The sequence below is a fragment of the Sphingomonas sp. FG14 genome (assembly GCF_057809675.1).
On record NZ_JBMDKK010000026.1, the window covers coordinates 39815 to 46011 of the forward strand.

Sequence of the window (6197 nt, forward strand, 5' to 3'; positions counted from 1 at the left end):
GCGGATCAAGATCGAGACATCGCCCAGCACGCGCCGCACCGTGCACCGGCCGGCAATGCGATCGGTCACCGCAGCGGTCGAGGACGACCTGGCTTCGCGGAGTGTCGACTATGTGGACTTTGTGTTCAGCCAGCCATGCTCGAGCATGCTGTCCACCGAAGCGTTGACGATCTCCACGATATCAGAATGCTGGTAGCAATAGGCGTCGGGGCGATTGGGTACGTAGCGGTTCGGCGTGCCGATCTTGCTGATCATGCAGCCGACCTGGGCCGAGAAGACGCTGGCGACCCCCAGGATCCAGGTCGGAATGATCCAGGGCTTGGGCTTGAACCCGATGTGTCCGTAGTTCCTGCGGATGACGTCGGTCATGTCGGACATCTTGCCGGTGCCCGACTATGGCACGGCGCGCGCCGACTTCCCCGGTGGCGATGCGCATCGGCTGTTCCGGTCGATCGGGCGCCTGCTCGCGCTCCCGGACGAGACGCGGCTGTTCCTTTGCCACGATTACAAGGCGCCGGGCCGTGAAGACTATCGCTGGGAAACGACCGTCGGCCGGCAGCGCCGCGGCAACGGCCATGTCCATGATGGCGTGGGCGAGGAGGCATTCGTCGCCATGCGGGAGACGCGGGACTCGGGGCTGCCGGTTCCCAGGCTCTTGTTGCCCGCGATACAGGTGAATATCCGCGGTGGACGCCTTCCGGAGGCGGAAGGCAATGGCGTGCGGTTCTTGTGCATTCCGGTGAAATTCCGAAAGCCCGCCAAGGAGCGTGAGAAAACGGCGTCCGGACGCGCGGGATCGGACACCTGCGAATGCGCGGGGAGAACCGCTAGCGGTGCTCGAAACGGTCGCCTGGGGGCAGGCTCGCGCCGAACCGAGCAAGTTCCGCGCGAGCGGCCGCGTCGCCGCGCAGCTCTACGCGCCAGAACAATGTGGTCGCCGCGATCACAGTATCACGGATGTGCGGCGTGGCGGTGGATGCGGGCCCGCGCAGCCCGTCCTGGGCATTGAACATCATGTGGTTGGCGCCTTCTAGCACGAGCAGATACTTGTCCCCCGGCGGCATCGCGCGGAACGGGCGCTCGCGATCCCTGGCGGTGACGTTCGGCGTGATCGGCGCGGCGTCTGCGGTGCCGGTGACCGAGAAGAAGGGGATGGCGATGGCGCCGAACGCGGCATTGTCCGATCCGCGCATCGGCGGTGAGGGACTGAACGCGATCGCTGCTTTCACCCTTGGATCGGCGGCGATTCCTGGAACGGGAAAGCGCTGGCCGGCGATGGCCTGGGTCGTGTGCGCGCCGAAGCTGTGGCCGGACATGCCGACATGGGCGAGATCGACCCGGTGCAGATCGCACGCGCCCTCGCGCGGACGCCGGCCGAGCTCGTCGAGCACGAAATGCACATCGTCGACCCGCGCGGCGAGCTGCGCGGGCGCCATCGCCGCGGCGATCCGACCCGAACCGAGTATCGAGCGATCGCTGCCCGGGTGCTGGAGATTGACGACGATGAAGCCGGCCTTTACCCAGGCCACCGCCCAATTGGTGCCGCCGTCGAGCGAACCGCCCAGGCCATGGCTGAACAGGATCACTGGCGCCCTGCCGGCGCCCGCGGGCATGCGGATTCGTACCGGCACGTCCCGATCGCGCGCTTTATCGCGCCACACGGCATCGCAGGTGGTGACGGCATCCGCCGGTGCCGGATGCGCAACCGCCGGTGCCACCAGCATGGCGGCAAGGAACATCGTCTTGATCATGGCAATTCCTTGATTTGCGGCATCGCGAGCAGCGCATGCGCCTTCGCGCGCCATCCCCCCGCTCGCCGGGCGTCGCCGAGCATCATCGCCCATTCGCGGAAGGCGAGCCGCAAAGGATTGCCCGTCGCCGGGCGATGCGCGAGCCCGTAGCGGATCGGCTCGCCGGCCCGTTCGTGCGCGAGAGTACCAAACAGCCGGTCGAACAGGATCAGCACGCCGCCGAAATTCCTGTCGATATAGGCGTCGTTGGAGGCGTGGTGCAGCCGATGGTGCGCGGGGGTGTTAAACAGCCATTCGATCGGCCCGAGCCCCCCCACAGCTTCGGTGTGGAGGAAGAACTGGTAGCGCAGATTGATCGCCAGCAGCACGACCAGCACGAACGGCGGCAACCCCGCGAAGATCAGGGGCACGTAGAACACCCAGCCTGCCGAGAAGAGGTTGGTCCAGCCGAGCCGGAGCGAGGCGAGCAGCGTCATCTGCTCGGCGGAATGATGCACCGAATGCGATGCCCAGATCCAGCGTATCCGGTGGCTGGCCCGGTGAAACCAGTAATAGGCGAACTCGACCGCGACGAATCCGCCTGCCCAGGTGGCCCAGTGGTCCGTCGGCCAATGGACCGGTGCCGCCGCCCAGACCGCGCCGAATGCCAGGCTCAACCCGGCTGCGTTCATCGCTGCGAAGGGCAGGTTGCCGAGGACCAGTCCCAGCGTAGTTAGCGCCGCGCGCCCGTCGCAGCCGCGCCCGCGCCCGATCCGCCAGCCGGCCTCGGCCAGCACCAGCGCGAGCATCGCTGCGAGCCATAGCGGGGAGCGCTCGAGGTTCATCTCAACGCTGCTGCTTCATCGCTTCGATGCGCGCCTTGGCGGCGGCCATCTCTTTGGCGTCGATCCGCCCGTCGCCATTGGCGTCGGCACGGTCGAACAGCGGCATCGGCGCCGCGTCGAACTCGGCACGGGTCGCCTTGCCGTCCTTGTCGGTGTCCATCGCGGCGATCAGCGTATCGAGACGGCTTGCGGCATCGGGTTTGAAGCGCGCGAGCCGCTTGAAATCGGCTTTGCTCACCGCGCCGTCCTTGTTGCGGTCCATGCGCGTGAAATTGGCGGCGCGCGCCCGGGCATATTCGTCGCGGGTGACGACTCCGTCACCATTGGCATCGGCATTAGTGAGCATTTTCATGCCGTCGCCCTGCGACTGGGCGTAGGCGGCCGGCGCGGCGAGCAGCGCTGCGGCGGCGAGGATCATTGTCTTCATCATGATTCCTTTGAGTTAGGGGTGCGGCCGCGCTCCACGGACGGGGGCTGGAGTGCGGCCGGAAGGAAACTCAGCGCCGCGGCACCGTGCCCGAGACGGTACGCGAGCTGCCGTCGGCGCGGGTGAGCGTGCTGTTGTAGCTCGCGGTGCCGTCGCCATTGTTGGTCGCGCTGGTCGTGCGGTCGCGCGTCCGGCCGTCATTGGCGGCGATCGTGTGGCTACCATTATATGCGCCGTCGCCCCAGTTCGCATCGCGCGAATTGGCAACGCCGCGACCATTGTTGGCCTGGACACTACGGTCGCTCGAATAATAGCCGGGGCCGTAGTTGCGGCTGCGCGATGCTTCATAGCCGCGCCCGCTGTTGGTCTGCAGGCCACGGCTGATCGTCGCGGAACCGCGCTGGCGGGACGCCGAGCGCCACTGCGTGTAGCCATGACCGCGCGCGCCCTGGACGCTCACGGCGTGACCGCGGCGCACCTGCGCTTCGGCGGGAACCGCGGTCGCGGCCAGTCCGGCGGCGAGCGCGGCGAGGCTCAAAACAACCTTGTACATATCTCACTCCTTGCATCGACGACGATCCGGCCGTCGCATCGGGCTTATGCAGGCATGAGGTAATCTGGCTGCGTCGGGAGGGTGACGAAGCGTAACAGAGTGTAACTGGCCAACGCATGCCCTTCGCCGGAGCCGATGCAGGCGCTATTTGAGCATGCATGGAAACCAGCCGCATCGCCGTGATCGAGGACGACCGGGAAATCCGCGCGCTTGTCGTCGACCTGCTCAACCGCGAAGGCTTCGAGGCGGTCGGCTGTCGCAGTGCGGCCGAGTTCGACCAGCTCAATGAGCGTCGGCGCGTCGATCTCGCCGTGCTCGACATCATGCTTCCGGGCGAGGACGGACTGTCGCTTTGCCGCCGGTTGCGGGCCACCCGGGACATGCCGGTATTGATGGTCACCGCCAAGGGCGACGACATCGACCGTATCGTCGGCCTGGAAGTCGGCGCCGACGACTATCTTCCCAAGCCCTTCAACCCGCGCGAGCTCGTGGCGCGCGTCCGCGCGATCCTGCGGCGCACGCGCGACCAGCATCGCGCCGCTCCGGCGATTGCCAATGAGCGCTATCGCTTCGCAGGCTGGTCGCTCGATGTCGGCGCACGTGCGGTTTCCAGTCCAAACGGAAGCGACGTCGAACTCACCGCAGGCGAGTTCGATCTGCTGCTGTGCTTCGTCACCCATCCGCAGCGCGTCCTCAACCGCGACCAACTGCTGGACTGGACGCGCGGCCGCAGCGTCGGGCCGTTCGACCGCGCCGTCGATGTCCAGCTCAGCCGCCTGCGTCGCAAGCTCGCTGCGGCGCCCGGGGGCGAGACGATCATCAAGACCGTGCGCGGCGGCGGCTATCAGTTCACGCTGCAGGTGGAGCGGACATGACGATCGGATCGAACCTTTCGCTGCGCCTCGCCGCCATCCTGCTGGTCGGGTTCATTGCGCTGCAGCTCGTGCTCGCCGTCGTCCTGCCCTCGTCGGACGATGCGCGCCGGCCCTATAATCTTCCGCGCGCCGAGGCGGCGGCGGCAATCGCGAACGCGCTCGACCGGACGCCTGGAGGTGAGCGTGCGGGCCTTGTGGAGGCACTGGACGGTGCGCTTTACTCGATCAAACTCCTCCCGGCGCCGCCGGCGCCCGGCCGCCGCTCGGACGACCTGCGGGATCTCGAGACGAGCTACGGCGCGACGATGCCCGGCCGCCAGGTGAACGTTGACGGACGGCGGCCGCGGCTCGGGCGCTGGATCGGCTCCGCAGCACGGCCCGCACGCTTCTTCGCGCCGATCCGCGTGACGATCGGCTTGAACACAGGGGGCGTGCTGTTGATCACCAGCCAGCCTTCGGACTCGGCGCGCGCCTATCTGCAGGGCCGCGCCGTGGTGGGCGCGCTGGGCGGGGTGGTGCTGCTCGTCGCTCTGATGCTGGCAGTACGCCAGACCACACGCCCGCTCAGCCAGCTCTCGGGCGGCGTGCGCCGGTTCGCCGGCAATCTCGACACGCCGGATCTCCCGGTCGTCGGCCCGCGTGAGGTGCGCGAGCTCGCCTCCGCCTTCAACGAGATGAAGGCGCAGATTCGTACGCTGATCGGCGAACGCACGCGCGTGCTCGCGGCGATCGCGCACGACCTTCGGACCTATCTGACGCGGCTGCGCCTGCGCGCCGAGTTCATCGATGATGCCGATCAGCAAGCCCGAGCCGTGCGCGATCTCGACGAGATGACTGCGCTCATCAACGATACGCTGCTGCTGGCGGACCGCGACTCCGCGCCGCCCAGTCACCCCGAACGCGTGGAACTCGCCCATGTGCTCGCCGAGATCGTCGACGCGCACCGCGAGCTCGGCGAAACCGTCACGTTGGCGCCCGTCCCGGCTGATCTCGCGATCGCCGCCACGCCGCTCTCGCTGCGCCGCGTCCTCGACAACCTCATCGCGAACGGTCTCCGTCACGGGAACGCAGTGACGGTCTCGGCCCGCGCGTCGGGAGAGGCAGTGGATATCGTCGTCGAAGACGACGGACCAGGCGTTCCTACCGACGCGCTGGCGGGCCTCGGGATACCTTTCCAGCGCTTCGACCCCTCCCGCAGCCGGGAAACAGGCGGTGCCGGTCTCGGGCTGGCGATTGTGCGGGCGCTTGCAGGTCGTGATCATGCGGAGGTGATCTTCGCTCAGGGATCGGCCACCGGACTCCGGGTAACGATCCGCTACCCTCGCGTTGGGGGCTGACGGCACTGGCCGGAGCCGACCAGGAGTCGCGCGAAATGCCCTCGACAAGGCCTCAATTTTTATGACCAAGATAAGCGCAGGGTATATCCATGGCGTAAAATACAATGTCCTTCGAGCGCTGGATGTAACTCGACGGGCGGATCGTATCCGTCTGGGCGTTGGGCTGGATTGTCCGAAATATGGCTACAAATTTCGGACAAGTGAGGGGATCATCGCATCCGCTCAACACGATAACCTAAAAATTGTGTAGCAAAAAAAAGCCTAATGGCTGCGCATGAGAAGGTGAACCTGGCGACCACCTCCCCAAAAGGAGGTTCGCCGAAGCGCTCTTTGCGCTTCGCGCGGTCCAGCGAGCAGCCGCGCGGGTGCTGTCAGTCTAGGTGTTTGATCCCACGGTTTGATGGTGCGATCCTTTCATTGGAATGGAAGG

The 6197-nt window shown here is 66.7% G+C and carries 7 protein-coding genes and 1 pseudogene; 3 read left to right on the forward strand and 5 right to left on the reverse strand.

Features of this window, described 5'->3' with window-relative positions:
* Positions 1 to 108: 108 nt before the first annotated feature.
* Positions 109 to 378: a hypothetical protein gene (locus tag ACODTA_RS28330; RefSeq protein ID WP_489070832.1), complete on the reverse strand. Its 270-nt coding sequence runs from the start codon at positions 376 to 378 to the stop codon at positions 109 to 111.
* A 1-nt stretch (position 379) separates the two neighbouring features.
* On the opposite strand from ACODTA_RS28330, the pseudogene ACODTA_RS28335 reads away from it, so the two are divergent.
* Positions 380 to 751, forward strand: a pseudogene (locus ACODTA_RS28335) (MBL fold metallo-hydrolase); the annotation flags it as partial.
* Positions 752 to 827: 76 nt separating this feature from the next.
* Here ACODTA_RS28335 and ACODTA_RS28340 read toward each other — a convergent pair.
* The 4 genes from ACODTA_RS28340 to ACODTA_RS28355 form a co-directional block, all read right to left on the reverse strand.
* A complete protein-coding gene (locus tag ACODTA_RS28340) occupies positions 828 to 1751 on the reverse strand; it encodes an alpha/beta hydrolase family protein (RefSeq protein WP_489070834.1) in 924 nt (307 codons plus the stop codon).
* On the reverse strand, positions 1748 to 2539 hold the full coding sequence (locus tag ACODTA_RS28345; protein WP_489070836.1) for a sterol desaturase family protein: 792 nt from the start codon (positions 2537 to 2539) through the stop codon (positions 1748 to 1750). Before ACODTA_RS28345 ends, ACODTA_RS28340 begins: the two co-directional genes overlap by 4 nt.
* Before the next feature lie 37 nt (positions 2540 to 2576).
* The gene (locus ACODTA_RS28350; RefSeq protein WP_489070838.1) at positions 2577 to 3002 is read right to left on the reverse strand and encodes an EF-hand domain-containing protein; all 426 of its coding nucleotides are present in this window, start codon (positions 3000 to 3002) and stop codon (positions 2577 to 2579) included.
* Positions 3003 to 3072: 70 nt separating this feature from the next.
* A complete protein-coding gene (locus ACODTA_RS28355; RefSeq protein WP_489070840.1) occupies positions 3073 to 3555 on the reverse strand; it encodes a hypothetical protein in 483 nt (160 codons plus the stop codon).
* A 158-nt stretch (positions 3556 to 3713) separates the two neighbouring features.
* On the opposite strand from ACODTA_RS28355, the gene ACODTA_RS28360 reads away from it, so the two are divergent.
* Positions 3714 to 4430 carry a response regulator gene (locus ACODTA_RS28360; RefSeq protein WP_489070841.1) on the forward strand — a complete coding sequence of 239 codons (717 nt, stop codon included), beginning with the start codon at positions 3714 to 3716 and terminating at the stop codon, positions 4428 to 4430.
* Positions 4427 to 5767, forward strand: coding sequence for an ATP-binding protein (locus ACODTA_RS28365; RefSeq protein ID WP_489070843.1), 1341 nt, complete (start codon positions 4427 to 4429; stop codon positions 5765 to 5767). Before ACODTA_RS28360 ends, ACODTA_RS28365 begins: the two co-directional genes overlap by 4 nt.
* Positions 5768 to 6197 lie beyond the last annotated feature (430 nt).